Origin of the sequence: Hymenobacter sp. BT730, from assembly GCF_030542105.1 — a bacterium.
GTDB lineage: Bacteria > Bacteroidota > Bacteroidia > Cytophagales > Hymenobacteraceae > Hymenobacter.
In genome coordinates this window covers 714,533-739,546 of the sequence record NZ_JAUOFB010000001.1, presented here as the reverse complement: position 1 = coordinate 739,546, position 25,014 = coordinate 714,533, and the positions used below count along the sequence as shown (strand labels likewise).

Genomic DNA, 25,014 nt, shown 5'->3' with positions numbered 1-25,014 from the left:
CCCCTGTCTTTCTTCTCTTATCCCTTCCACAGCTGACGTGCTGCCCGCAGCATAGCTGTTGTTACGGGGTCCGCTGCAAAATAGCGCTGGCTAACCGGGCCATACGGACAGATTCACACTTTTTTAGATGCGCTGAACTTTCAGTTTTACGTATCTGTTTTTACTAATCAACAATTCTGTGTTAGTTATGTGCAACTTTGCTGCACAGCACAGGGACATCACTATACTTCATATCACACATGGGCAGGTCACAAGCAACTTTCGGCAAGAAGGAAAACGAGAAAAAACGCCAGAAAAAGAAACTGGATAAAGCCGAGCGCAAAGAAGAGCGCCAGGCCAATGCCGCTAATGGCAAAAACCTGGATGAGATGCTGGCATATGTTGACGAAAACGGCAACATCTCCGCTACTCCTCCGGACCCAACGCGGAAGAAGAAGGAAATTAAGACGGAGGATATCCAGCTGGGTGCCCGCAAGCAGGAAGAGGTGGACCCCGCCGACGCCATCCGCAAAGGCGTGGTTTCGTTCTTCAACGACTCCAAAGGCTACGGCTTCATTAAGGATCAGAAATCCCAGGAGAGCATTTTTGTGCACGCCAACGGATTGGTGAGCCAGATCAAGGAAGGCGACAAAGTAAGCTTTGAGGTGGAGATGGGCCAGAAGGGTCTCAACGCCGTTCGTGTGAAACTCGAAAGCTAGCCTATGGTCTAGCCTTACATTCTTGCATCTGCCGGATTGCCGCTTTCGGGCAGCAGCCCGCCCGATGCTTTTTGCCACATCAAAAGTCCCCTGCCCCAAACAGCATACAAGCAAAGGCGGACGCTCCGAGGAGCGTCCGCCTTTGCTTGTATAGGCCGAGGGCTATCACTTAGAGGGGCATGTTAGGTGGCGGTGCTGCCGGCCCGGCTGGATATTTGGAAAACACCGGTTAAGGTTCAAGCGTAGGGAATGGCTCGGCTATTTCTCACTTTAATTTATTGTCCCTATGCTCTCTAACCATGCTAACCGCGCGAATACCCCCGCCCTGCAAGCCGTAGTTCCCGGCGTTACGGGCTGGCGCAATGTCTTTGTGAACCTTTATTATGTGTGGCCCCAGGAGCAGGAGGCAACCGGCGCGCCTTGGGTGCTGGTAGACGCCGGGCTGCCTGCCTCCGCCGATAAAATTCGCCAGCATGCTGCCGAGCTGTTTGGTCCTGACTCGCACCCGCAGGCTATTGTCCTCACGCATGGCCACTTCGACCATGTGTGCGCCCTGCCCTCCCTGCTGGAAGCCTGGCCCGAAGTAACGGTATACGCCCACCCCCTGGAACTGCCTTATCTCACCGGGCGCTCCTCCTACCCTGCCCCCGACCCGACCGTAGGTGGTGGTATGTCGGCCATGTCTTTCCTCTATCCCAAAAAGCCCCTTAACCTGGGTGACCGGGTGCAGGCGCTACCCGAAGATGGCTCGGTGCCCCACCTGCCAGGCTGGCGCTGGGTGCATACGCCCGGCCATACCCCCGGCCACGTTTCGTTTTTCCGCGAAGCAGACCGTACCCTGCTGGCCGGTGATGCCTTTGTCACGGTGGAGGGAGAATCGGTGCTGGCTACTTGGAGCCAGAAGCAGGAAGTGCACGGCCCACCCGCCTATTTCACCCCGGATTGGGAGCAGGCCCGAACTTCGGTGGAAGCGCTGGCCCGCCTGAACCCGGAAGTAGCCGCTACCGGGCATGGTATTCCCATGTTTGGCGAGGAGTTGCGCCAGCAGCTACAGGAGCTGGCAGAGAATTTCCGGGAAAAAGCCGTGCCGGCCCACGGCCGTTATGTCAATCAACCTGCCACCGCCGATGAATCCGGCGTCCGCTCCGTACCACCGCCGGTGGTTAGCCCTTGGGTAACTACTGCCCTAGTAGCTGGAGCAGTAGGCGCCGCAGCACTGATGCTGAGCAAAAAACGCAGCAAGCTGCCGAAGCCTAAAATCAGAACTACTTATCCTTCTTAAGAAGCAATGGCATAGAAAAGCGGCTGGACTCACAAGGAGTTCAGCCGCTTTTCTATGCCTGATGAGGTACAGTCTTAAATTTATTTTTACTACTATGCATTGCAAGGTTCTATATGATTTATTAATTTGCTGGCATCCTCTCTAATTCTTGAGCTATGCCTAGCATTCTGACTCCCGCACGTCGTTTTAAAGTAGTCCCCCTTTTTGTTGTTTTAACGCTCCTCCTGGGCGTGGTGCTCTTATATCAGCATCTGCACCGCGCGCCTGCGCAAACCAATAGCGGCTTATTCAAGCTGCACAAAGTGCTAACCAGCCATAAGGCACATGTTTGGGAGGTAGTATACAGCCCCGATAACCAAGTGCTGGCCAGCTGTGGCATTGATAGCACCGTGCTGCTGTGGGATAAAGAGGGTACTTTATTACGCCGGCTGAAACACCCTATCGGCGTTACGGCTATGGCTTTCAGCCCCGATGGGCAGTATCTGGCTACCGGCTGCTACGATGACCAGGTGCGCTTTTGGCGAGTGGCGGATGGGACACTTGCCGCTACCCTGCCCGGGCATACCGGCACCGTATGGTCAGTAGCCTTCAGTCCCGATGGGCGCTACCTGGCCAGCACCGGCGAGGATAAGACCATCCGGCTCTGGGCAGTAGCAGGAGCCTCCGCCACGCCTGCCCGGACCCTAAAGGGGCATAAACTGAACATCTGGAGTGTGGCTTTTAGCCCCGATAGCCGACAGCTGGCCAGCGGCAGTTTCGATGATACCATTAAGTTATGGAACGTAGCTACGGGCGCCTTGGAGCGCACCATTACCGGGCACACCCAGGCCGTGCTCAGTGTAGCCTACAGCCCCGACGGCCGACAACTAGCCAGCGGCAGCGACGACAAAACGGTGAAGATCTGGAGCCTGCCCGAAGGCAGGTTGGTGCGCACCCTTACCGGCGAGGCAGAATGCGTGTACGGCATAGCGTATAGCCCTGATGGGCGGCAGCTGGCCAGCAGCAGCCGGGACCGGTCGGAGATTGGGGAAATATGGCAGCACTTCGTGGGCAGCGCGCAGTTACCCAACGGCGTTACGGTGCGGCTCTGGGATACGGCCAGCGGCCAGCTGCTGCAAACCTTTGCCGAGCATACAGACGATGCACACGATGTGGCCTTTAGCCCGGATGGCAACTGGCTGGCCAGCGCCAGCGCCGACAATACCGTGCACATCTGGCAGCGGGCACACTAAGGCCGGTCAGAGGGGCCGCACTAAGGTTGCCCGAAGTCTGGGTACCTTTGAGCAGGCGTTCCGCCGTAGCAGCGCTTATTCGCGGCTCCACCCTTCGCAACCGCAGCCTCAACGAGACGCCAACAGGTGTTTCTACCCCGCCCTATGAGCCAACAGAAAAATACTGCCCCCGATAAAGAGAATCTGCACCCGCGCAACCGCCACAAGGGCCGCTACGATTTTCCGCAGCTCATCAAAACCTACCCGGAGCTGGCCGCCTTTGTAGCCGTAAATCAGTATGGAGATGAGAGCATCGACTTTGCCAATCCCGAGGCGGTAAAGGCCCTGAACAAGGCGCTGCTGAAGCATTTCTACGGCATTCAGCACTGGGATATTCCGGCTGGCTACCTCACGCCGCCCATCCCGGGCCGGGCCGATTATCTTCACTACCTGGCCGATGTGCTGGCCAGCGTGAACGAGGGCGTAGTGCCTACCGGCCGCAGCATTCGGGTGCTGGATGTGGGCGTGGGTGCTAACTGCATTTATCCCATCATTGGGCATCGGGAATACGGCTGGAAGTTTGTGGGCTCTGATGTAGACCCGGTGGCCGTGCGCATGGCCAGGCAGATTGTGGCCAGCAACCCCTCCCTGGCCGGGGCGGTAGAAATCCGTCAACAGGCTACCAAGGACGATATTTTTGACGGGGTGCTAAAGCCCAATGAGGTGTACGACCTAACCATGTGCAACCCGCCTTTCCACGGCTCACAAGCCGAGGCGGACATGGCCAGCCGGCGCAAGGAGCACAACCTGGGCACCACCAGAACTCCCCAGCCCGAAGCCAACTTTGGTGGCCGGGGCACGGAGCTGTGGTACCCCGGTGGCGAGGCCACCTTCCTGTGGCGCATGGCCGAAGAAAGCGTCCTGATTAAGAGCAAGTGCTTCTGGTTTACCACGCTGGTTTCCAAGAAAGAAACCTTGCCCGGCTTGTACAAGTCGCTGAAAAAGCTGGGGGCAGTGGAGGTGCGCACCATTTCCATGACGCAGGGCCACAAAATCAGCCGGGTGGTGGCCTGGACCTTCTTGGACGCCGAGCAGCAACAAGCCTGGCGCGAGAAGCGCTGGGGCGCCAAGCCAGCGGCCACCGAGGAAAAACCATAGCCGATAACTAGGGCGTTGTTCGCTTCAATTTCTAAGTAAAACAAAGAAGCGCTGGCTGCTCCACTTGCGTGAACGGGGAATTATCCTCGTCCGGCAAGTGAAGCAGCCAGCGCTTCATGATTTAGTAGTTAGCCTACTTAAGCTGCACTGGTGCTAGCTGAACCTTTCGGTGAGGATTTCTTGCTGACTCCCTCCAAAGCGGCCAGGTTATCTTCTGCAGCCGTAGCATCGGAAGCAGGATTCACTGGCTTGGTGGCCGCCTTGCGACGCCTGGCTAAATAGCCTAGCCCCAGCGCTACCAGGGCAGCCCCGCCCGCAACCTTTTGCGTGGCGCTCAGTTTGCCCCCGCCCTTGGTCAGTTTTTTGAGGGACTTGGCCGCCCCGCCCAGCAGGGATTTCTTCTTAGCCGCTTTGGGGGCCGCCTTCGCTTTAGCGTTAGTCTTGTTCTTCTTTTTCATGGCTTCTGTTGATATAAGGAATAGTGAGACTTTTGAGACTTTAATAAGAGCATCAACCGCAAGAGGGTATCCGCAATTCAGCTAGCGAAGGTTGCCGCACCCGGAATTCTTAACATAGCCTGGGCGGGTATGGCCGGACACACGAACAGCCGCCGGCGGCCGGCTATTCATCGTCAGGACTGGCGGCAGGCTTGCGGCCAAAGTCAGGGCGCGGTTTTCTGGCTTTGGGGCTTTTATGGTTTTTGTGAGCGGCCACCGCTTTGGGTGGACTTACCACTTCGGCATCTATCTCCTCGGTTATGGACGCTTCTTTGGCGGCGGCCAGTTGCGGTAACGGGAAGGTGAAACCATGGTAGGTTATCTGTCCACCCTCTCGCTTTAGCTTATCATAGTATAGATAGCCAGCTGCCACCAATGCCAGACTGCCCACCAGTTTTTGGCCGGTGCTCAGCTTGGCAATTTCATTGGTCACCTTCCGGAACCGCTTAATGGATAAGGCGGCACCGTCAATGATATCGTCAGAAACGCCGTCCTTTTTCGAGTTCTTCTTTTTGTTGCGCTTGCCCATACTGGCGTATTCGCAAGCTCTTGCTACAAGGTTTCCATACAGCCTTAGTTACTCACTTCCTTTTCATTGACTGTGGATTCGCTCCGTGTAGCCAGGCTTCAGGCATCGTATCTGGAATTCCCTATTCTGTATGGGTGTATATACTGCCAGCGCAATTTCTAGCGGTGGCTTCTTCTATGCCTCTTGGCTTGAGTACTCATATAATACAACAACCCTGTTATATTGCTACAAGCTAAGGCAGTTCGCTTACTAGTAATTACCAGCCCGGCCAGTGGAGACCAGAACCCACTTAAAAACAACGGGGCGCTACCGAAAAGCCTCATGAGTAGGAACCTCTTTCCCTATTACGCATGGAATATTTTTTACTAGCTTTTAAGAAATACGCTGTATTCACTGGCCGGGCCAGAAGAAAAGAATATTGGATGTTTGTCCTGTTTCAGATTCTAATCGGTATTGCTGCCATCGTGCTGGACTCGGTTCTGGGCACTAGCATAGACTCTGTTGGCTCGGGCTACCTTTCCCTGCTGGCGTCTCTGATATTTATCATCCCTGGCCTGGCAGTAGCAGTTCGTCGCCTGCATGATGTAGAGAAGAGCGGTTGGTTTTTGCTGATTGGCTTTATTCCCGTCATTGGCGCTATCTGGCTGTTGGTGCTTTTCTGCACGGAGGGCACGCGCGGAGAGAATAAGTACGGCCCAGACCCCAAGTCACAGGAAGTTCTAGCTTATTAACAACCGGAGCATCTCATAAAAAGCGGCTGAACCTACTCCGGTTTCAGCCGCTTTTTGTTTTTGCAGCAAGCAGCAGGGGACAAGAAAGGCAGCTTCCTATTTCCCTGTTTTATTCGCCTGCAGACGCTGCACCGCTTTTTTTAGCACTACATCCTCGGTGCCCTGGGTGGCTGGACTGATGCGCTCCGCGGGCACGAAATTCTCCCGCGGCAGGCCATCTACCCGGTAGAGGCGCTCGGTGGGAATGTTGAAGCCGAAACCAGAATTGAGGAGCTGATACGAGGTAATGGCCCCGTTGAGGCGGGCCATTTCGGTGCCCATGATGGTGGCGCGCCGCATGGCATCCAGGCCAATCGTAATGCCCTCGGCCATGCTGCCCGTCCAGCGGCCCACCAGCACTACCAGAGGCCGGGTGTATGGCCGGGGCCGGGGTGAAACCAGCTCTATCCAGCTGCGCTTAATGCCGAACTCCCGCTCTTCGGCCGTTAGCTCGTGGCGTTGGTAGGGCTGCTCCTGGGTAATAAAGCGGCCCATAAGGGCGCGGGCTACGGTGGAGTTGCCGCCGCCCGGGGTTTCGCGCAGGTCCAGGACGAGGCCGGTGGTGTTGGCCAGCGCATCCAGCGTGCTGTCGAAGGCGGCCATGAGGCGGTTGTCGCCGAGGCTGTTGTTGATTTTGATGTAGCCGATGGAGCCCAGCTGCCGACTTTCCAGTAGGTGCGGGTAATGGATATTTTCCAGCTGGGCGCTGGGCTTATCGGGGAACAGCTGGCGGCGCTTGCCTTGGGCCAGTACCGTGAGCTTACGCGGAGTGCGGTGGTCACCGGCCAGGGCCTGGTTGAGGGCTACTTCGCGGGCGGCTTCGTCAATGGTTTTCAGGCTGCGGCCCAGTAAGGGCTGGAGGGCCTGCGCTATGGGCACATCGTTTACTGCCAGCACTTCCATGCCGGGGCGCAGGCCCACCCGCTCGGCCCCGAAGCCGGGGCGCACGGCCACTATCACGGCTTTTCCGTTTTGAAACTGCGCCCACACATCGGTGCCCGAGGGCAGGAGGCGGCGGGAATCGGGCAGGTTAGTGGAGAGGGAGGCGTGGTTGTCGTAGAGCTCGTTAAGGGCGTTTTCCAGCAGGCGTACAAACTGCGCGCGGGTGCTGATGCCGGGCAGTTGCACCGCGTAGAGCTGGCGCACTTTGGCCCAGTCGGTTTGCTTTTTGTCGAAGTAGCAGTAGTTCTCGTTGACGGTGGTCCAGAAGTAGTCGAAGTCCTGCTGGTATTGCGCGGGCGTGAGGTTGGCCTGCGCCCAGAGCGCGCCGGGAAGCAGCAGCAGAAGCAACAGGCAGAGCAGGCGTTGGAAAGAATTCATGACCAGAAGAAAAGCGGAGAACAGAACCGCCCTACTAGTTACAAAACCCTGCTTAGAACATCATGTCGTGTATGTGGCGCATCAAGTCAGGGACCGAGACATCTCGCTCGCTTCGCCTGTCATCCTGAGCTTGCGAAGGACCTTCTCACGTTGAAATGCAAGTCGTTCTGCCGTGAGAAGGTCCTTCGCAAGCTCAGGATGACATATAGTGTGGAAAACTCAGCACTCATTATGTTTCGACCAGCTCAGCATGACGGATGGTTTCCTGTGTCCCCACTACTCCAAAAAGAATTCCAGGACGTCTCAAGCAAATGCGTAGTTTGCACTCTGTTACGTTTATTATCTTATTCCATGTTCTCTGTATCGGTTCGGGCGTTTCTCAGTGGGTTTATTTTCCTCTTATTCACCAGTGCCGCCAGCTTCGCGCAAACGGCTCCGCCGGAAACGGAGCTGAACACCTTCTACGACCAACTGAACGCCTACCGCACGGCGCGCTACCAGCCGCTGCCGGATCTGGAGGCCCTGGAACTCCCCTCTACCTTCTCGGGCGCCGACTTAAAAGCCCTGCGCCTGCAGGAGCGGCATATTGTGCGCGTGGATCTGGTGTACACGGCCTTCCGCCTCAACCCCACGTTTAATCAACGCCAGCTTAACCTGAGCCGCATCCGTAACCTGGCCGCTGGGGTGCCGGGCCTGCTGCAGGACGAGTCTGTGACTTGGACGCTGGTGGAGCAAACCGGCTGCAACAGCCCCGCCGCCTGCCAGCCGTTCTTCCACGGGTTTGTGGTGTATGTAACCAAGCACGCCACCGCCGCCACCAGCCGCGCCGACCTGGACAGCCTCACGCGCAAGCTGCGCCTGCTGGAAAAAAAGCGCCCCAAAGCCGCTAAAAAGAGCCAGGGCAAGGCAGTGGCCTGCAACCTGCCCCTGAGCCGCTTCACCAACCGCCAGATGGCCCTGAACCTGCGCCGGGCCTACAAATGCCCGCAGCGCACCCCCCAAATTGTGAAGTTTCAGATGACGGTGGATGCCAGCGGCAACACCCAAAGCGTGCAGGTGCAGCCCACCAGCAAGCCCTTCTGCACCTCCGAGCTGGAAGAAGCCATCCGCAAGAGCGTGGTGTTTGCCTCGGGCTTCCCCATCAACCGCCGCCAGTTTCCGTTTATTGTGAAGGGGGCCGTGCGCCTGCCCATGGGGCCGCTGCAGCTGATGGGCCAGCCCGATGTGGCCATCATCAACTTCTCCCTACCCGACTCAGTGGCGCGCCTGTACCGCGTGTTCCTGAAACACAAGAACCCGCAGCACAAGCACGACTACTGCGAGGCACGCATTACCAAAGCCGGCGAACTGCTGGCCTCCGCTGATACCGCCGCCGTGGAAATGCCCCTGCCGCCCGATGCCAACGTGGTTTCCCGCGTGATGCAGCGCCACCCCGAGTGGAGCAAGGAAGTGGTGGTGACGGACGTAACCGGCAGCATGTTCCCCTACACCTACGATTTGCTGGCCTGGCTGCAGCTCAGCGCCCTCGAAGACAAAAAAACCTTCGTGTTCTTTAACGATGGCGACGACCAGCCCGACAAGAACAAGCGCGTGGGCAAAACCGGCGGCCTCTACCAGGTAAAAACCGACAGCTACGAGCCCATCAAAAACAAGCTGATTGAAGCCATGAAAGCCGGTGGCGGGGGCGACGCGCCCGAAAACGACGCCGAAGCCCTGCTCTACGCCCAACAGCTCACTCCGGCCGCCGACTCCACCGACATTATCCTGATTGCGGATAACTACACCTTCCCCCGCGACGCCAAGCTCCTCAAAAACACCACGGCCCACGTCCGCATTATCCTGTGCGGGGTGCACGACTACATCAACCCGCGCTACCTCGCCCTGGCCCGCAAGCACGGCTTCTCCCTGCACACCATCGAGGCCGACATCATGGATTTAAGCAAGCTGCTGGAAGGCGAAACCATCACCATTCAGGGCCAGCAATACCAGGTAACGAAGGATGGGTTTAAGCTGGTGCAGAAGACGTAGAGAAGCGCCTTACTACTCGTCCCTCCCTCGGTGGGGACAAGCTTCTGTTGCCGTTTGGAGGGGGTAGGTGGGCTTGTTTGAGGTTTCATGCTGGGGAATTCCAGCGCTTAAGAATAGTTGGTAGCTCAAACTACTTATTGCACTTTTGAGGCTCTTATAAAGACATGATAGGTATGCGACTTTTAATCCTGACTTCACTACTACTAGTTCTGCTAACGACATGCGGCAGCCCTGATGCCAATCATGTTAGACCACGTGATATAAAAGGTGAGTGGAAATTTGAATCTGGCACCTTTAAGAATATCTGTATTACTGAAGGCAGATGCCGTTGCGGGTACTATGATTGTATAATACAGCAGGGTGGAATGGGACCGTTCAACTTAAAGGTGACCAAAACGGAAATAACTCGTTACGTCCCCAACGATCCAACCATTAAAACAACCTACAAATACACTACTAAGGGAAACGTCATTAATTGCGAAACGTCGAGTGGCTACAAAACAACCATGACCGTTACGCAGCTAACAGAAAACCGATTCGTCTGGCACCAAGATTCTTACGAGGATGGCGTTAACTATACTCTAGACATTGTACATACGCGTTAGCACGCTCTAAGTACTTCGCAAAGCGGGAGGCTGGGCATTTCTACTCAAATAACGCTAGTGGCGTAGTTTCGATTTGTCACTGATGCAGTAGGGGCATTACAACTTCCACTGCAAAGCCGGACACGAGTTACGCTATTCCAAATCATGGCACTTGAAAAGATACCGAGTGCTTTACTGGTATAGCCTTATTTTGCTCTCTGTTGTTTATTATTTCATTCCATTGAAACGCAAAAACGGCTGGCGCTACTATAGCGCCAGCCGTTTTTTCTTTATCGCAAACGCGGAATTACATATGAATCGCCCGGTTATCCGTCGCAGCTAAACACGCTTCCTTCATGGCTTCGGCATAGGTGGGGTGAGCATGGCTCATGCGGGCTACGTCCTCGGCGGAGGCGCGGAACTCCATGGCCGTTACGGCTTCCGCAATGAGGTCGGCGATGCGCGGGCCAATCATGTGCACGCCCAGGATTTCGTCGGTTTCCTTGTCGGCCAGCACTTTCACGAAGCCGTCGAGGTCCATAGAGGCGCGGGCGCGGCCCGAGGCGCGGAAGGGGAAGTTGCCGGTTTTGTAGGCCTTGCCCATTTCCTTCAGCTGCTCCTCGGTGTAGCCCACACCAGCCACTTCTGGCCAGGTGTACACCACGCCGGGGATGAGCAGGTAGTTGATGTGTGGCTTCTGGCCCACAATGGTTTCGGCCACAAACACGCCTTCTTCCTCGGCCTTGTGCGCCAGCATAGCGCCCCGCACCACGTCGCCGATGGCGTAGATGCCGGGCACGTTGGTTTGCAGGTGCTCGTCTACCTTAATGCGGCCGCGCTCTTCCATCTGCACGCCAGCGGCTTCCAGATTCAGGCCCGCGGTGTAGGGCACGCGGCCCACGGCCACCAGGCAGTAGTCGCCTTCAAACTTCACTTCCTCGCCTTTCGGGTTGGTAGCGGTTACCGTCACGGCGTCGCCCTCGCGGGTAGCGCCGGTTACTTTGTGGCTCAGGAAAAACTGAATCCCGATTTTGCCCAGAATGCGCTTCAGCTCTTTGCCCAGGGCGCGGTCCATGGTCGGGATGAGCGAGTCCATGAACTCCACCACCGATACTTTGGCGCCGAGGCGGGCGTACACGGAAGCCATTTCCAGCCCGATTACGCCACCGCCAATTACAATCATGTGCTTGGGCACTTCCCGGATGTTCAGGGCCTCGGTGCTGGTGATGATGCGCTCCTTGTCCTGCGCAATAAAGGGCAGCACGGTGGGCTTGGAGCCGGTAGCAATGATGACGTTTTTGGTCTCAATCTGCTGCTCCTCGCCGCCCGCGGTGGGCTGAATTTTGATGTGGTTTTTATCAACGAACGAACCTACGCCCTGAATGACGTCGATTTTGTTTTTCTTCATCAGGTAGATGATGCCGTCGGTATTGGCCTTCACCACGCCGTTCTTCCGGTCGATGAGCTGGTTCATGTTGATCTGCAGGTCGCTCAGCTCAATGCCATGCTCCTTGAAGGTAGTATGGGCATTGTGGTAGTGCTCCGTGCTATCGAGCAGGGCTTTGCTGGGAATGCAGCCCACGTTGAGGCAGGTGCCGCCCAGGGTGTCGTACTTCTCAATAAGGGCCGTTTTTAGGCCGAGCTGGGAGCAGCGGATAGCTGCCACATAACCGCCCGGGCCGGAGCCGATAACGGTAACGTCGTATTGGTTCATATTCAGCGGGTGAGTTCGGTGGAAATCAACGGGCGCGAAGGTACGGATGAATCGGTGGCGCGCTTGGGTGAAACCAGAATTTAACACCGGATGTTAGCTCCCCTCCTTTTTTAAGGAGGTGTGGCCGCAGGCCGGGGCGGTAAATGACGTTGTTTGGTTGCAGGAAGCCCGAACCAATGTGCATCAACAATGTGCATGCTGAGCTTGTCGAAGCATCTCGCGTGCTGACGTTGCCAAAGTAACTGTCATGCTGAGCGCAGTCGAAGCATCTCTACCGCTTCGTATGGGTTTACCACACTACCAAGATGCTTCGACTGCGCTCAGCATGACGGGCTTTTCATAAGTTTTTGTACCAATAAAGTCAGCACGCGAGATGCTTCGGCTGTGCTCTGCATGACGTTTCGGGTAAACAACGATTGGTCAACCACCCCTAGCCCCTCCTCATCTGAGGAGGGGAACTAGCTTTTAGCTGCTGGCTTTCTTAGACTTCCCCTACTCTACCAGCACGCCGATGTAGTAATCATGCGTATCCACTTCCAGGTTATCCTTGGTGACGCCGGGCAGGGTGAGGGGCTGGAATTTGGTGGTGAGCTTTACCAGCTGATACTGGCCGCCTTTGGTGCGCAGGCGCACGGGCATATCGAAGGCGGGCACATCGGCAATCCAGCGGGCCAGGGTTTTGCCATCCTGCGTGGAGCGCACTTCCAGGGTGGGAATGTTGGGGTGGCGCAGGTACTGGTCGAAGATGGGCGTGAGGTTCTGGCCGCTCTGCTGATTGATGTAGTTGATGATCTGCTCGGTGGTGACGGTCTGGTGGTAGAACTGCTGACCCAGGCCGCGCAGGATTTGGCGCCATTTGGCGTCATCGTTCACCGTGAGGCGCAGCATATGGAGCAGCGCTGCTCCTTTGGGGTACATGTCGCCTGAGCCTTCCTTATTTACATTGTACGGCCCGATGATAGGCTGGTCGTTCTGAATCCATTTGCGGGTGCCATGAATATAATCGGCCGCAATAGCCGGGCCAGCCTGGCTTTCCACAAACATGGCTTCCGTATAGGTGGTGAAGCCCTCATGCACCCACATATCGGCAATATCCTTGGAGGTGATGTTGTTGCCGAACCACTCATGGCCGCTTTCGTGGATAATGATGTAGTCCCACTTCAGGCCCTGACCCGTGTCAGACCGGTCGGTGCCCAGGTAGCCGTTCTGGTACTTGTTGCCATAGGCCACGGCGCTTTGGTGCTCCATGCCCAGGTGCGGCGCTTCCACCAGCTTGTAGCCATCTTCATAGAAGGGATACGGCCCAAACCAGTACTCAAACGACTTCAGCATCGGCTTTACGTTGGCGGCAAAGTGGGTTTTGGCCTTGCTCAGGTTTTCGGGCAGCACCCAGTAATCCAGCGTAAGCTTGCCTTTCTCACCGGCGTACTCATCCGAGAAATGCTGGTAGTCGCCCACGTTCAGGGCCACATCATAGTTGTTGATAGGGTTCGCAACAAACCAATCATAGCGCGTGTAGCCGCCTTTCAGCTTGGTTACTTTGCGCAGGCGGCCGTTGGAAACATCTTTCAGCCCCTTGGGTACTGAGATGCTGATGAGCATAGAGTCTACTTCATCGGCCTGATGGTCTTTGGTGGGCCACCACACGCTGGCGCCCATTCCCTGGCAGGCCGTAGCTACCCAGGGTTTGCCTTTGGCATCCTTGGTAAACACCAACCCCCCATCCCAGGGCGCTTTCTTGGCCACAATAGGCTGCCCTGAGTAATACACCCGGAACTCATCCTTCGTACCCTGCCGGATGGGCTGTGGAAACGTGACGAATACCGCATTGGCCTCCCGCGTAAACGGCACTTCCTGGCCCTTGTACTCCACCTTATCCACCTTCAGATTGGCAAACAGATCAAACTGCAGGCGCGTGAAATCTTGGGTGGCCGTGAAGCGAAACAGGTTGGAGCCGCTGAGGGCTCGGTTGTCGATATCCAGCTTTACATCCAGGTGGTAGTAGTTGATGTCGTAGCAGGTGCGCAGGGGCGTGAGGGCTCCCCGGAGCGAGTCAGCGCGGGTAAAGGCGGTTTTGGGCTGCATCAGCTGGGCTGTGGCGGCCTGGGCCAGGCTCAGAAACAAAACGGTGAGCAGGAGAAGATTTCGAGTCATAAGAAAAAACGAGGGTGCGGAACGGGTACCAAGGTAAGGCTTCCGGCAAAGACGCCAACCTGGAGTTGGCGTTGCCGCGCTTCAGCGCCCAAGTGTTAAAATTCCGCAAGATTCCGGCGCCATCCACCGGGTATTCTGGTGTAGGTTTGCGTTGCACTCTGTCTTTTCGTTATGTCTCGTCCCGCCCGCGCCTCACTTCTGCTGGCTTTTGCCGCCCTCTACATCATCTGGGGTTCTACTTACCTGGGCATCCGCTTCGCTATTGATTCCATTCCGCCGCTGCTCATGGCCGGTACCCGCTACGCACTGGCCGGGGCTTTACTCTACAGCTTTATGCGCCTGCGTGGCGCCCCGGCGCCCACTGCCAAAGGCTGGCTGCATGCCATCGTTATTGGGGTATGTCTGCTGGGCTTTGGTAACGGCGGCGTAACGCTGGGCGAGCAATATATTCCCTCCGGGCTGGCGGCGCTGCTGGTGGCTACGGTACCTATGTTTCTGGCACTGCTGGGCTGGCTGAGTGGTGTTTCGGCGAAACCTACGGCCTGGGTAACCCTGGGGCTGGGCTGTGGCCTGGCCGGCGTATACCTGCTGGCCCGTACGCCCGGTGCTTCCCACGTAGCCCTTCCCGGCCACGAAAGCATTGGCATTATCTGCGTGCTTACGGCCGCGCTGGTGTGGTCCATCGGCTCACTCTACTCCAAGAAAAAGCAGCCGGCCTCCTCGCCCTTCGTATCAGGCGGCATGCAAATGCTATGCGGCGGCCTGGCCATGATTATGGTAGGCCTGCTGCGCGGTGAGGCCAGCGGCTTTCAGGTGGCGGCCGTAACCACCAAGTCCTGGATAGCCTACGTCTACCTGGTTACGTTTGGCTCCATTGTAGCGTTTACAGCCTATATCTGGCTGCTGCGCCACGTAGAGCCCGCTTTGGCCGGCACCTATGCCTTTGTAAACCCCGTAGTAGCCGTACTGCTGGGCTGGGGCTTTGCCGGCGAAACACTGAACGCTCAAATGCTGGGCGGCGCCGCCCTGATTGTGGTAGCCGTTGTGCTGGTGGTATTGGGCGGGCGCCGCAAGGCCCCGGTACCCGCTTTGAAAGACACCCAGCCAGCTTAGGCCCGTAGCGAAAACAGCCCTGAACGGTGGGGCAGCCTACCGTCGGGGCTGGTAGTGGTGCAGCAGGGTTTTGCCACCGGCTACCACCAGCAGGTCTTCCACCACGCCGGGCAGGGGCTCAGGCAGCTCACCGGAGTCGGCGGCCAGTTTGCGCAGCGCAAAGGCGCCAAACGTGCCCGCTATAGCACCCAACCCACCTACAGCAGCCCCACGCAGCAGCTTCTGCCGGTTTAGCTTATAGAGTGCTGCGCCTACCAGTGCCCCCGATAGGGTGCGGCCCACTACACTGATGGGTTCCGTACGGTTGGGGGCATTGGGCAGCTTATCCCCTATCATTTCGGCTCCGGCCAGCAGCTTCAGGCCCGTGCTGGCCCCACTGCTCTGCAGCCAGCTCAGCCGCGAGTGCGCCAGCCGCCTCGAAGGGTGCTGCCGCAACGCACTGCTTAACAGCGCCGGGGCCGACATACTGCGCATACCGGCAATTACGCCCATGCCTATGGTTTTCCAGAAAGCCGAAGATGATGCCATACTCATAGATATAATGGATCAGAAGAGAAGTCTGCTGCTTAAACGCACATCCTTTCTGAATGGCTGCTTGCTTTGGCTGATTCTCCCAATGGCCACGAAACGTTTCTGCAGAAACATCATTAGTCAACACTTAAAAGCGTCAGCCAACTACTTAGAAATAAGCCCAATGAATTAGCCACCAAGCAGCCGGCCCCCATAACGCCCAGCACGTATATATCCTTTGTAATCAACCTCCTCCACCCTAAGGCTGGCTCAGCTGACTTATTTTTGAGCCGCTATTGTAGGGCTACTACCAACAAGCCCTAACCGGCATCCCTTGCCTTGCACGGGCTATTTTCCCGCTCCCAAAGCTTACGACGCATGCCTACTCCCGCTCTTTCTGATATTACTACTGAAGCCGACATTCGTTTGCTGGTTGACCGTTTCTATGATAAAGTAAACGCCGACGAGCTGCTCAGCCCCATCTTCAACGAGGTAGCCCAGGTGCACTGGGAGCAGCACCTGCCCACTATGTACGACTTCTGGAGTGGCCTGCTGCTGAACACTGGCCGGTATCGTGGCCGGCCATTTCCCAAACACCTCGTACTACCCGTAGATGGTCAGCATTTCCACCGCTGGCTCACCCTCTTCACCGAAACGGTAGCGGCGCATTTTGCCGGCCCCGTTGCCGATGATGCCATTCGTAAGGCGGGCAACATTGCGCATATTTTCCAGCACCGTATTCAGCAGGCTCGCAATCCATTGCATATTCTCTAGTCAGAAAGGGTATATTAGGACGGTTAGAAGAAAAAATTGAAATAAAATTTTTGCAATCGAATGCGAATTCCACGAAACCTGCGTAAATTCGCTACGTATCTACCCGTCAACCCCATCTGCTATGAAATCTTCAACTGCTTTGCATGATATCCGGAACGAAGGCGACATCAAAACGCTGGTAGATACTGCGTTTAGTAAAGCAAACGATGACGAGTTGCTGGCCCCCCTGTGCCAGGCCGTAGCCCAGATTCACTGGCCCCGTCACCTGACTTCCCTCTACGATTTCTGGAGCAGCACCTTACTGGGTACCAGCCGGTATCGGGAAAACGAGCCTATTCCGCTGCATTCTATGCTGACCTCGCAAGCGCCCCGCTCACAGCGCTGGATTTCCCTGCTGGAGCGCACCGTGGAGGAGCAATTCTCCGGCAGCAAAGCGGAAGAAGCCAAGCATAAGCTTTCCACCCTTTTTTCCCGGGCGCATACGGCTTAAGCTTCACTGACTTTACAATAAAAAGCCCTCCCGAAATTGCTTCGGGAGGGCTTTTCTTTTTTACGGATTAGGCTGACGCGCTTACACGCCCAGCAACAAGCGCGTGGGGTCTTCCAGCAACTCCTTCACCCTTACCAGGAATGATACCGACTCGCGGCCATCAATGATACGGTGGTCGTAGCTCAGCGCCAGGTACATCATCGGGCGAATCACCACCTGTCCGTTCTCGGCAATGGGGCGCTGCACAATGTTGTGCATCCCCAGAATAGCCGACTGCGGGGCATTGATGATAGGCGTGCTCATCATGGAGCCGAACACACCACCATTGGTGATGGTGAACGTGCCGCCCGTCATCTGCTCAATAGTGAGCTTGTTGTCACGGGCCAGGCCAGCCAGGCGCTGGATTTCCTTCTCGATGCCATCGAACGACAGTTCCTCCGCATTGCGGATAACCGGCACTACCAGACCTTTGGGGGCCGATACGGCAATGCTGATGTCGCAGAAGTCGTTGTACACGATGTCGGTGCCGTCAATCTGAGCATTCACGGCGGGCCACTCTTTCAAGGCTACGCACACAGCCTTAGTGAAGAACGACATGAAGCCGAGGCCCACGCTGTGCTTCTCCTTAAACTTGTCTTTGAACTTGTTGCGCAGGTCCATGATAGGCTGCATGTTCACCTCGTTGAAGGTGGTGAGCATGGCCGTTTCATTTTTCACCGATACCAAACGACGAGCCACCGTCTTGCGCAGGTTGCTCATCCGCTCGCGCCGCACATTGCGGTTGCCGCTAGCGGCGGGAGCGGCCTGGGTAACGGCTGGCGCAGGGGCTGCTGGGGCCGCTTGTGGGGCCGGGGCAGCCGGACGAGCCTGAGCATTCTGGGCATCTTCCTTCGTGATGCGACCATCCCGACCGGAACCCTGCACATCGGCCGGGCTAATGCCCTTTTCTCCGAGGATTTTACCAGCCGCCGGCGAAGGCGTGCCGGTAGCATAACTGGTAGTAGCAGACGCTGCCGAAGTCATGGCAGCCGGAGCAGCTTGTGCGGCGGCAGGAGCACTGGCTGGCGCCGAAGCCGCGGCCGCAGCGCCGCTGCCACCTTCAATGCGGGCAATGGTAGCACCAATACCAATGGTTTCGCCTTCCTTGGCCGCGTGGCGCAGCGTACCACTACCTTCCGCAGGCAACTCAAACGTAGCCTTGTCCGATTCCAGCTCGGCAATGATTTCGTCGCGCTGCACCTGGGCACCGTCTTCCTTTAGCCATTTGGCCACGGTTACTTCCGTAATGGACTCGCCCACGGCCGGAATCTTCATTTCCACCGTAGCCCCACCGGTGCTGGCGGGCGCGGCAGCAGGAGCCGGAGCGGCTGCGCCGCCGGCGGGCTGCCCACCGTAACCGGCCTGGTCGCTGGCTTTAGGGTTTTCCTCGCCTTTGCTCACCGGATCAGGGGCTACTGCGGGAGTTGCCTGGGCCACAGGAACCGCCACGTCAGCCGGGCTTTGCCCATTGATAGAAGCAATGACCGTCCCGATACCAATGGTTTCGCCTTCGGCCACGTGAATATGCAAGACACCGTCCTTTTCAGCGGGCAGCTCAAACGTGGCTTTATCCGATTCCAGCTCGGCAATTACTTCGTCGCGCTTTACGGTTTCGCCGTCTTTCTTGAGCCACTTGGCAATGGTAACCTCGGTGATGGACTCGCCGACGGCGGGGATTTTAATTTCCAGACCCATAGGGAGAGAATTGAGGGGTTTCGGGGGTAGGTAGCGCGAACTAGGTAGTGCGTGCCTGCGGAACTATGTGGTTATAACTGGGCAAGGAAGCTTGCGCTAGTCGGTTTTTTGAGCGTTTGCTGCGGTGGCCTTAATGGTGGCGTCGGCTACCTCTTCACGGGGCTTGTCGAAGGCGCGGGCCACCAACTCTTTCTGCTCTTTCACGTGCACCTTGTTATAGCCGGTAGCCGGCGAGGCGGAGGGCTTGCGCGAAATCACATCTTCCAGCTCACGGCGCATAAAGCGCAGCAGGTAGTTCCAGTAGCCCATATTCTCGGGCTCTTCCTGTACCCAGAACACTTTGGCTTTGGGATATTTAGCCAGCTCGGCCGCCAGTTGCTTCTGAGGGAAGGGGTGCAGTTGCTCCAGACGCACAATGGCTACGTCCCGGCGCTCCGACTTCTGCTGTTCTTCCAGCAGGTCGAAGTACACTTTGCCCGAGCACAGCAGTACACGCTTTACTTTCTTGTCCTCGGCGTACACGTCGCCGAGCACTTCGCGGAAGGAACCGGCGGTAAACTCTTCCACCGGCGACACACACAGCGGGTGGCGCAGCATGGATTTCGGCGACATTACCACCAACGGCTTGCGGAACTCCCAGGTCAGCTGCCGGCGCAGCGCGTGGAAGAAGTTGGCCGGCGTGGTCATGTTGGCCACTACAATGTTGTTCTCGGCAGCCAGCTGCAGGAAACGCTCGGGCCGGGCGTTGGAGTGCTCCGGGCCCTGGCCTTCGTAGCCGTGGGGCAGCAGCATCACCAAGCCGTTCATGCGCTGCCACTTGCTCTCCGAGGATACAATGAACTGGTCAATCATGGTCTGAGCGCCGTTGGCAAAGTCGCCGAACTGCGCCTCCCAGATAACCAGGGCCGTGGGGTTAGCCATGGCATACCCGAATTCAAAGCCTAGTACCGCGTACTCGCTCAGCAACGAGTTGTAGATGCGCATCTGCTCCTGCCCCTCACCGATATAGTTCAGGGAGTTATAGGGGGCTGAGGTTTCAGCGTCATGCAGTACGGCGTGGCGGTGCGAGAACGTGCCGCGCTGCACATCCTGCCCACTCAGGCGCACAATGTGTTTTTCGGCCAGCAATGAGCCATATGCCAATAATTCGCCGGCGGCCCAGTTGAGCACGCGCGTTTCGAAGAACATCTTCTTGCGCTCCTCCATCAGCTTTTCAATCTGCTTCAGGGGGCGGAAGCCCTCAGGCAGCGTAGTCAGCGCCTTGCCTACTTTCGCTACCATGTCTTCGCTGATACCTGTAGCCGGCGACTGGTCGAAGTCCTCGGACTTGCTGCGGCGCAGGCTGCGCCACTCGTTTTCGAGGGCTTGGTAGTTGTAGGGCAATGGCTTCTGCTTCACCAGGTCCAGGCGGGCCTGCAGGGTGTCGCGGAATTCCTTGTCCATCTGGGCAGCCAGCTGCGCGTCTACATCGCCGCGCTGTACCAGCATGGCGTTGTATACCTCGCGCGGGTTCTGGTGCTTGCTGATGAGGTTGTACAGGGTGGGCTGCGTGAACTTCGGCTCGTCCGACTCGTTGTGGCCGTGGCGGCGGTAGCACACCATATCAATAAAGATATCGGCGTGGAACTGCTGCCGGTACTCGGTGGCCAGCTGCACGGCAAATACCACTGCTTCGGGGTCGTCACCGTTCACGTGCAGCACCGGGGCGTCGATAATCTTCGCCAGATCGGTGCAGTAAATGCTGGAGCGGGCGTCCTCGAAATCCGTAGTAAAACCTACCTGGTTGTTGATAACGAAGTGCACCGTGCCGCCGGTCTTGTAACCTTCCAGCTGCGACATCTGCGTTACCTCGTACCCAATGCCCTGGCCGGCCACAGCTGCGTCGCCATGAATCAGGATGGGCAGTACTTTATGGTAATCGTTGCCGTAGCCGTGGTCCAGCTTGGCGCGCACGAAGCCTTCTACCACGGGGTTCACCGCTTCCAGGTGCGAGGGGTTGGGCGCCAGCTTTAAGTTTACAGTGCGGCCACCGGCATCTACCTGGCTGCTGTAGCCCATGTGGTACTTCACGTCGCCGTCGCCCATGGTCAAATCCGGCACGGCGGTTCCCTCGAATTCCGAGAAGATCTGCTCGTAGGTTTTGCCCATGATGTTGGCCAGCACGTTCAGGCGGCCGCGGTGGGCCATACCAATCATCACTTCCTCTACGCCCAGTTCAGCCCCCTTGCGGATGATGGCATCGAGCGCCGGAATAGTGGTTTCGCCGCCTTCCAGCGAGAAACGCTTCTGGCCCAGGAATTTGGTGTGCAGGAAGTTCTCGAATACAACGGCTTCGTTGAGCTTGCTCAGAATGCGCTTTTTGTAGTCGATGCCGGGGTTGAAGTTCAACGAAGCGTGTTCCACCTTGTCCCGGAACCAGTCGAGCACCTGCGGGTCGCGGATATACATGTACTCGAACCCAATGGTGCGTGTGTACACTTTCTCCAGCGCGGCCACAATGTCGCGCAGCTTGGCGTTCGGGCCCAGGCCCAGCACTTCGCCGTTCTTAAAGGTGGTGTCCAGGTCGGCTTCGCCCAGACCAAAATCCGTGAGGCTAAGGCGGGCTTTCCGGTCTTTCCGCTCGCGCACCGGGTTAGTGCGAGCCACCAGGTGGCCGCGGCTGCGGTAGGCATGAATCAGGTTGCGAACCTGGGTTTCTTTATCAGCCGAAACCGTATCGACGGCACGGATAGTACCGGCCTGGTTGGTACCCGCGGCGGTAGTTAAAACGCCTTCGCCATCGGCCTGCGGAATACCACCTTCAGGGTATTGCTGCGAGAAGTCGAAGCCTTCAAAAAACTTGCGCCAGCCAAAGTCTACCGACTCGGGGTCGTTCTTATAGGACTGGTACAGTTGGTCAATATATTCGCCATGGGCGTTGGCGATGTAAGAGTAAGCGTCCATGCGGTAGGAGCTGGTGTGACGGCGGTAAAGGTAAAAGCTAACATCAGAAAGCAAAAACTGATATTCGCATACTCAAATAAACCTGTTAATCAAGCAAATGATTTTTGGGAGAGCTTCGCCTAACCTTATAGGATATGGCAATCTATCAAAAGCAAAGCAGTAGCATGCCTATTGCCTGAGGCAAACGATATTTTACCTGGCTTGTTAGCTTACCCTTCCATTATTATTTCCCTTGCGGGTGGAAGCGGTAAATTTCATACTTCCCCCTTTCAGCTGGTTCATATTGTAGCTGGGAAGTGGTAAAGTAGATATACCCATTGGCATCCTCCGCAAACGTATCGGCCCAACGGATGCGGGCATCCTTCACTACATCAAATACCTGCCCGGTGCGGGGCTCCGTTACCCTAATAGCATTTGTAGTCAGGCCACCAGACCAGATACGGCCGTCCCGCGTGCGCCACAGCCCATCAGCCGGGCCAATGGTGGCTATGGTTTGTACGGCCGCATGAAGGCTATCGGCAGGGGTGTTGCGGCGCAGCAGGCGCGTAGGCACGCGGAAAAGCTTCTCACCGGTGAGGACAGAGAAGTACAGTGTATCACCGCTGGCGCTTAGCTCAATGCCGTCGGAATGTACTTGCCTGGTCCATTTCTTCCCATTGAAAGTAAGGTAGGGCAGGTTGGGTTTAGTAACTGAGTCATTCGCCAGTTGCCGATGCACCTGGCCGGAGCCTAACTCTACCGCCAGCAGCGCGCCCGAACCGGAATCGGTCAGGTAAGCTACGTTATGAGCCACATCAATGCGCACATCATTCAGATAGGATTGCTTGTTCCAGGTACTGGCTGGGAATTTATAGGTTCGCAGCAGGCGGCCGCTGGCCACCTCAAACACGTGCAGCCGAGGGCCTGCTGGTAGCACGCCCTTAAACTCGGGATTATTAGGGTCTACCACCCACAGGCGGTTTTTGCTGTCGGCTACCACGCTTTGCACACAGCTGAACTTCTCATCCGGTGAGGAGCCGGGCTTCCAGGCATTGCGGGCCGCATCAGGCCAGGGCTTGGCAGTGCCATCAGGCAACAGCTCGGCTACGGAAACGGGCACATCAGCTGACCAACGGGGAAAGTTGACGAAGCGGCGGCCGTTGGGCGCAATGGTAATGCCGGTCCATTGTCGGTCGTGCTGGGCTACCAGTTCCAGTACCACGCCTGGGGCCGTACTGGTAGTAGTAACAGTGGTGCTATCGGCAGGCGCCTGGGCAGTGCGGCCGGCTTCATTCGTGCCAGACTGACAACCAGCCAGCAGCATGCCCAGCATGGTGGCGGTAGTCAGCGAAGGAATTAAGAAGTGCTTCATCAGAGAACATCAACGAAAAAGGGCTCCTAAGCACTGGGGCAGCTGTGTAGCGCCGCTATACCTTCATATAAGAAGGTAGAATCAGGCTTATTTTGAGGGCTTACTCATGGGAACCTAACTGATTGTTTCCTACGCGCTAATAAGACTGGTGTTCGGCAGCGCTGCATAAAAACAGAGGTTTCCCGGGCCAGAATTAGGTGTAAAATATTGGCACTAAAAAAAGAGCGAAATTGTATTATATAGTTCAAACCTCGTCTCTATCGTAGCAGCAGCGCCGTACGGTATAGCATCTTCGGCTTGCAATTTATTACTGAATATCTTGTTAAAACATAATAATAAATTGAAATCAATATAGAAATTATACCTTAAAGGCACTTAACTAAAAAAAAGTGTAACCTTTACCTCGTTCTCCGGGTACGCTCCTTGCCTCAAGCAGGGTTGTCAAATTTGGACGAAGCTTATACTTCCTGGCTTAAGTGGAAGTCCACAAACTCAAACGCCATGTCTATTGCTCTATTTCTGCTAAACCTCATCTTCGCCCCCCAAACTGCTCTGCTCCCCCCTTCGCCGAACCATTCGGCCACTTACACCATCGTTGCGCCGCCGGTTATTACACCCCGTGCGGTAACCCTTCAACCAGGCAGCTATTCTGCCACTCTGCCCAAACGGCTGCCTCATTATACGGTGACGGCCACCGTGTACACTCCGGATGTACGTCAGACTGATTCTGAGCCGTTTATCACCGCTGACAACTCGCGCATTCCGCGCAACCACTCCAGCAAAACCCGCTGGGTAGCCGTTTCCCGGGACTTGCTGAAACACTGGGGCGGACCGCTGAAGTACGGCGACCAGGTACAGGTATCGGGTATTTCCGATGAGCTGGATGGGGTTTACGTCATTCACGACACCATGAACCGCCGCCACCGCCACTGTATTGACGTGCTGGTGAATGCGCGGGAAATCCGCGGCCGGATGACCCGCGACGACTTCGGTTTGTGGAAAGGCGTGCGCATCACCAAAGTTTCGGCTTCCGAAGCCTGGAACGAAGGCTAATAGTTTATCTATTCATTAGCATAACCCGGCCATTCTGCCGGGAAGGTCGTGATGGTGCGGGGCTTACCCACTGCGTTGTACAGAAGGCTCAGGGGCTGAGCCGGGTCGCGCATAATATCGGTGAGCGGAATCTGCCACCGCTTCCACATCTCCAGCAACGACTGTGCATACCCTGAATTTTCCCAGGGATTAAAGATTTCCCGCGTTATATCATCGATGAGGGTGTCATACACTATCTGGCTGTCGCCGGGCTGTATGGTGCGCGGGTAATAATCGGGGACTACATTGAATAGATAGGCAGCGTAGTACACGCGGGCCTTGAATTCGGCTATCTGCACCGGGTGCAATGGGCGCGCCTGCGCATCGGCGTATACCTGACGCATGGCCTGCCGGATAATGCCATTGTCCAGCAGGCAGGCTACCAGCACCGTGTTGTTGAGCTTCAGGCTGAAGACCATAGTGGTCAGGTCATCATCGTACTCAAAAGCAATGGTATCTTCCGCAGGTGCTACTTCCAGAATAAACAAAGTGCTGGGCGTAAAATCCTCAAACTCTATGGGCACGCGCAAGGCCTGAAATACCTGGAAGAAAGCCTGAAAGCGCAGGAGCATCTGGGCATTTTCTGCCAGCGGGTATTGGGGCTTGATGAGGGGTGCCTGTTCCGTCAGCAGTTCCTTAATCAGGATGCCGTAAAACATCTTACCCAGCCACAGGAAAACTGTTTTTTCAGGCAGGGCACGCAAACCTTCGAGGCCTGCTTCTGTGGCCGCCGCAATAGTAGCTTCCAAGGGTTCTACATGCTGCTGGCGGCAGGTGGGGCAGCAGGGTATCTGCAGTTCCTCATACGTCACGATGCTTTGATCCAGCAAGCGCATCTGCCGGGCGCGCAGGTCGTAGCGGTCCATCAGCCACTCGGCAAAAACCGGCACGGTATCCTGCGGAGGCGTTACGGCCGCGCCGCACAAAAAGCACAGGTGCGGGCCAAAGCGCATACTATCAAACGGGTCGTAGAGGGTCAGGTCGGGAGCGGTAGCCATAGGTTAGAACTAAATAGGCCGCAAAGGTAAGGCCGCCGCGCAAGCTTCGGCACAAACCCCACTA

At 56.6% G+C, this 25,014-nt stretch carries 20 protein-coding genes; 10 read left to right on the top strand and 10 right to left on the bottom strand.

Going from position 1 to position 25,014, the window contains the following annotated elements:
- Window positions 1–239: 239 nt before the first annotated feature.
- The 4 genes from Q4G72_RS03160 (at window position 240) to rlmF (ending at window position 4,349) form a co-directional block, all read left to right on the top strand.
- Window positions 240–698, top strand: a complete 459-nt coding sequence (locus Q4G72_RS03160) for a cold-shock protein (RefSeq protein ID WP_303309984.1) — start codon at window positions 240–242, stop codon at window positions 696–698.
- A gap of 286 nt (window positions 699–984) precedes the next feature.
- Entirely contained in the window at window positions 985–1,980 is a 996-nt protein-coding gene (locus Q4G72_RS03155; protein ID WP_303309983.1) for an MBL fold metallo-hydrolase, read from the top strand.
- Between the two features lie 155 nt (window positions 1,981–2,135).
- A complete protein-coding gene (locus Q4G72_RS03150; protein ID WP_303309982.1) occupies window positions 2,136–3,212 on the top strand; it encodes a WD40 repeat domain-containing protein in 1,077 nt (358 codons plus the stop codon).
- A gap of 144 nt (window positions 3,213–3,356) precedes the next feature.
- A complete protein-coding gene (gene rlmF, locus Q4G72_RS03145; protein ID WP_303309981.1) occupies window positions 3,357–4,349 on the top strand; it encodes a 23S rRNA (adenine(1618)-N(6))-methyltransferase RlmF in 993 nt (330 codons plus the stop codon).
- A gap of 137 nt (window positions 4,350–4,486) precedes the next feature.
- Here rlmF and Q4G72_RS03140 read toward each other — a convergent pair whose 3' ends face one another.
- Together Q4G72_RS03140 and Q4G72_RS03135 are read right to left on the bottom strand one after the other, a co-directional pair.
- Entirely contained in the window at window positions 4,487–4,807 is a 321-nt protein-coding gene (locus Q4G72_RS03140) for a hypothetical protein (RefSeq protein WP_303309980.1), read from the bottom strand.
- 163 nt (window positions 4,808–4,970) lie between these two features.
- Window positions 4,971–5,375 carry a hypothetical protein gene (locus Q4G72_RS03135; RefSeq protein WP_303309979.1) on the bottom strand — a complete coding sequence of 135 codons (405 nt, stop codon included), beginning with the start codon at window positions 5,373–5,375 and terminating at the stop codon, window positions 4,971–4,973.
- 350 nt (window positions 5,376–5,725) lie between these two features.
- Here Q4G72_RS03135 and Q4G72_RS03130 point away from each other — a divergent pair, with 350 nt between their 5' ends.
- Complete coding sequence (locus tag Q4G72_RS03130; RefSeq protein WP_303309978.1) at window positions 5,726–6,106, top strand: DUF805 domain-containing protein; 381 nt, start codon at window positions 5,726–5,728, stop codon at window positions 6,104–6,106.
- Window positions 6,107–6,202: 96 nt separating this feature from the next.
- Here Q4G72_RS03130 and Q4G72_RS03125 read toward each other — a convergent pair whose 3' ends face one another.
- Window positions 6,203–7,465, bottom strand: a complete 1,263-nt coding sequence (locus Q4G72_RS03125; RefSeq protein ID WP_303309977.1) for a S41 family peptidase — start codon at window positions 7,463–7,465, stop codon at window positions 6,203–6,205.
- Between the two features lie 351 nt (window positions 7,466–7,816).
- Here Q4G72_RS03125 and Q4G72_RS03120 point away from each other — a divergent pair, with 351 nt between their 5' ends.
- Window positions 7,817–9,493 carry a hypothetical protein gene (locus Q4G72_RS03120; protein ID WP_303309976.1) on the top strand — a complete coding sequence of 559 codons (1,677 nt, stop codon included), beginning with the start codon at window positions 7,817–7,819 and terminating at the stop codon, window positions 9,491–9,493.
- A gap of 891 nt (window positions 9,494–10,384) precedes the next feature.
- Here the strand turns inward: Q4G72_RS03120 and lpdA are convergent.
- Together lpdA and Q4G72_RS03110 are read right to left on the bottom strand one after the other, a co-directional pair.
- Window positions 10,385–11,791, bottom strand: a complete 1,407-nt coding sequence (gene lpdA, locus Q4G72_RS03115) for a dihydrolipoyl dehydrogenase (protein WP_303309975.1) — start codon at window positions 11,789–11,791, stop codon at window positions 10,385–10,387.
- A gap of 492 nt (window positions 11,792–12,283) precedes the next feature.
- Entirely contained in the window at window positions 12,284–13,945 is a 1,662-nt protein-coding gene (locus Q4G72_RS03110; RefSeq protein WP_303309974.1) for a M1 family metallopeptidase, read from the bottom strand.
- Window positions 13,946–14,116: 171 nt separating this feature from the next.
- On the opposite strand from Q4G72_RS03110, the gene yedA reads away from it, so the two are divergent.
- Window positions 14,117–15,058, top strand: a complete 942-nt coding sequence (yedA, locus tag Q4G72_RS03105; protein ID WP_303309973.1) for a drug/metabolite exporter YedA — start codon at window positions 14,117–14,119, stop codon at window positions 15,056–15,058.
- 36 nt (window positions 15,059–15,094) lie between these two features.
- On the opposite strand, the gene Q4G72_RS03100 is transcribed toward yedA, so the two are convergent.
- Window positions 15,095–15,586, bottom strand: a complete 492-nt coding sequence (locus Q4G72_RS03100) for a DUF4126 family protein (RefSeq protein WP_303309972.1) — start codon at window positions 15,584–15,586, stop codon at window positions 15,095–15,097.
- A 360-nt stretch (window positions 15,587–15,946) separates the two neighbouring features.
- Here Q4G72_RS03100 and Q4G72_RS03095 point away from each other — a divergent pair, with 360 nt between their 5' ends.
- Entirely contained in the window at window positions 15,947–16,342 is a 396-nt protein-coding gene (locus Q4G72_RS03095; protein ID WP_303309971.1) for a group III truncated hemoglobin, read from the top strand.
- Between the two features lie 121 nt (window positions 16,343–16,463).
- Window positions 16,464–16,832, top strand: a complete 369-nt coding sequence (locus tag Q4G72_RS03090; protein ID WP_303309970.1) for a group III truncated hemoglobin — start codon at window positions 16,464–16,466, stop codon at window positions 16,830–16,832.
- 81 nt (window positions 16,833–16,913) lie between these two features.
- Here the strand turns inward: Q4G72_RS03090 and odhB are convergent, their stop codons facing one another.
- From odhB to Q4G72_RS03075, 3 genes are all read right to left on the bottom strand, one after another.
- Window positions 16,914–18,566, bottom strand: coding sequence for a 2-oxoglutarate dehydrogenase complex dihydrolipoyllysine-residue succinyltransferase (gene odhB, locus Q4G72_RS03085; RefSeq protein ID WP_303309969.1), 1,653 nt, complete (start codon window positions 18,564–18,566; stop codon window positions 16,914–16,916).
- A 96-nt stretch (window positions 18,567–18,662) separates the two neighbouring features.
- A complete protein-coding gene (locus tag Q4G72_RS03080; protein ID WP_303309968.1) occupies window positions 18,663–21,509 on the bottom strand; it encodes a 2-oxoglutarate dehydrogenase E1 component in 2,847 nt (948 codons plus the stop codon).
- Between the two features lie 223 nt (window positions 21,510–21,732).
- Window positions 21,733–22,860, bottom strand: a complete 1,128-nt coding sequence (locus Q4G72_RS03075) for an L-dopachrome tautomerase-related protein (RefSeq protein ID WP_303309967.1) — start codon at window positions 22,858–22,860, stop codon at window positions 21,733–21,735.
- 501 nt (window positions 22,861–23,361) lie between these two features.
- On the opposite strand from Q4G72_RS03075, the gene Q4G72_RS03070 reads away from it, so the two are divergent.
- A complete protein-coding gene (locus Q4G72_RS03070; protein WP_303309966.1) occupies window positions 23,362–23,913 on the top strand; it encodes an RlpA-like double-psi beta-barrel domain-containing protein in 552 nt (183 codons plus the stop codon).
- Between the two features lie 8 nt (window positions 23,914–23,921).
- Here the strand turns inward: Q4G72_RS03070 and Q4G72_RS03065 are convergent, their stop codons facing one another.
- Window positions 23,922–24,950: a hypothetical protein gene (locus Q4G72_RS03065; RefSeq protein ID WP_303309965.1), complete on the bottom strand. Its 1,029-nt coding sequence runs from the start codon at window positions 24,948–24,950 to the stop codon at window positions 23,922–23,924.
- Between the last annotated feature and the right edge of the window lie 64 nt (window positions 24,951–25,014).

Bases quoted from the DNA above. Each gene is read 5' to 3' on its own strand.
- Q4G72_RS03160 (WP_303309984.1), top strand. From the start codon at position 240: ATGGGCAGGTCACAAGCAACTTTCGGCAAGAAGGAAAACGAGAAAAAA.
- Q4G72_RS03155 (WP_303309983.1), top strand. From the start codon at position 985: ATGCTCTCTAACCATGCTAACCGCGCGAATACCCCCGCCCTGCAAGCC.
- Q4G72_RS03150 (WP_303309982.1), top strand. From the start codon at position 2,136: ATGCCTAGCATTCTGACTCCCGCACGTCGTTTTAAAGTAGTCCCCCTT.
- rlmF (WP_303309981.1), top strand. From the start codon at position 3,357: ATGAGCCAACAGAAAAATACTGCCCCCGATAAAGAGAATCTGCACCCG.
- Q4G72_RS03140 (WP_303309980.1), bottom strand. From the start codon at position 4,807: ATGAAAAAGAAGAACAAGACTAACGCTAAAGCGAAGGCGGCCCCCAAA.
- Q4G72_RS03135 (WP_303309979.1), bottom strand. From the start codon at position 5,375: ATGGGCAAGCGCAACAAAAAGAAGAACTCGAAAAAGGACGGCGTTTCT.
- Q4G72_RS03130 (WP_303309978.1), top strand. From the start codon at position 5,726: ATGGAATATTTTTTACTAGCTTTTAAGAAATACGCTGTATTCACTGGC.
- Q4G72_RS03125 (WP_303309977.1), bottom strand. From the start codon at position 7,465: ATGAATTCTTTCCAACGCCTGCTCTGCCTGTTGCTTCTGCTGCTGCTT.
- Q4G72_RS03120 (WP_303309976.1), top strand. From the start codon at position 7,817: ATGTTCTCTGTATCGGTTCGGGCGTTTCTCAGTGGGTTTATTTTCCTC.
- lpdA (WP_303309975.1), bottom strand. From the start codon at position 11,791: ATGAACCAATACGACGTTACCGTTATCGGCTCCGGCCCGGGCGGTTAT.
- Q4G72_RS03110 (WP_303309974.1), bottom strand. From the start codon at position 13,945: ATGACTCGAAATCTTCTCCTGCTCACCGTTTTGTTTCTGAGCCTGGCC.
- yedA (WP_303309973.1), top strand. From the start codon at position 14,117: ATGTCTCGTCCCGCCCGCGCCTCACTTCTGCTGGCTTTTGCCGCCCTC.
- Q4G72_RS03100 (WP_303309972.1), bottom strand. From the start codon at position 15,586: ATGGCATCATCTTCGGCTTTCTGGAAAACCATAGGCATGGGCGTAATT.
- Q4G72_RS03095 (WP_303309971.1), top strand. From the start codon at position 15,947: ATGCCTACTCCCGCTCTTTCTGATATTACTACTGAAGCCGACATTCGT.
- Q4G72_RS03090 (WP_303309970.1), top strand. From the start codon at position 16,464: ATGAAATCTTCAACTGCTTTGCATGATATCCGGAACGAAGGCGACATC.
- odhB (WP_303309969.1), bottom strand. From the start codon at position 18,566: ATGGGTCTGGAAATTAAAATCCCCGCCGTCGGCGAGTCCATCACCGAG.
- Q4G72_RS03080 (WP_303309968.1), bottom strand. From the start codon at position 21,509: ATGGACGCTTACTCTTACATCGCCAACGCCCATGGCGAATATATTGAC.
- Q4G72_RS03075 (WP_303309967.1), bottom strand. From the start codon at position 22,860: ATGAAGCACTTCTTAATTCCTTCGCTGACTACCGCCACCATGCTGGGC.
- Q4G72_RS03070 (WP_303309966.1), top strand. From the start codon at position 23,362: ATGTCTATTGCTCTATTTCTGCTAAACCTCATCTTCGCCCCCCAAACT.
- Q4G72_RS03065 (WP_303309965.1), bottom strand. From the start codon at position 24,950: ATGGCTACCGCTCCCGACCTGACCCTCTACGACCCGTTTGATAGTATG.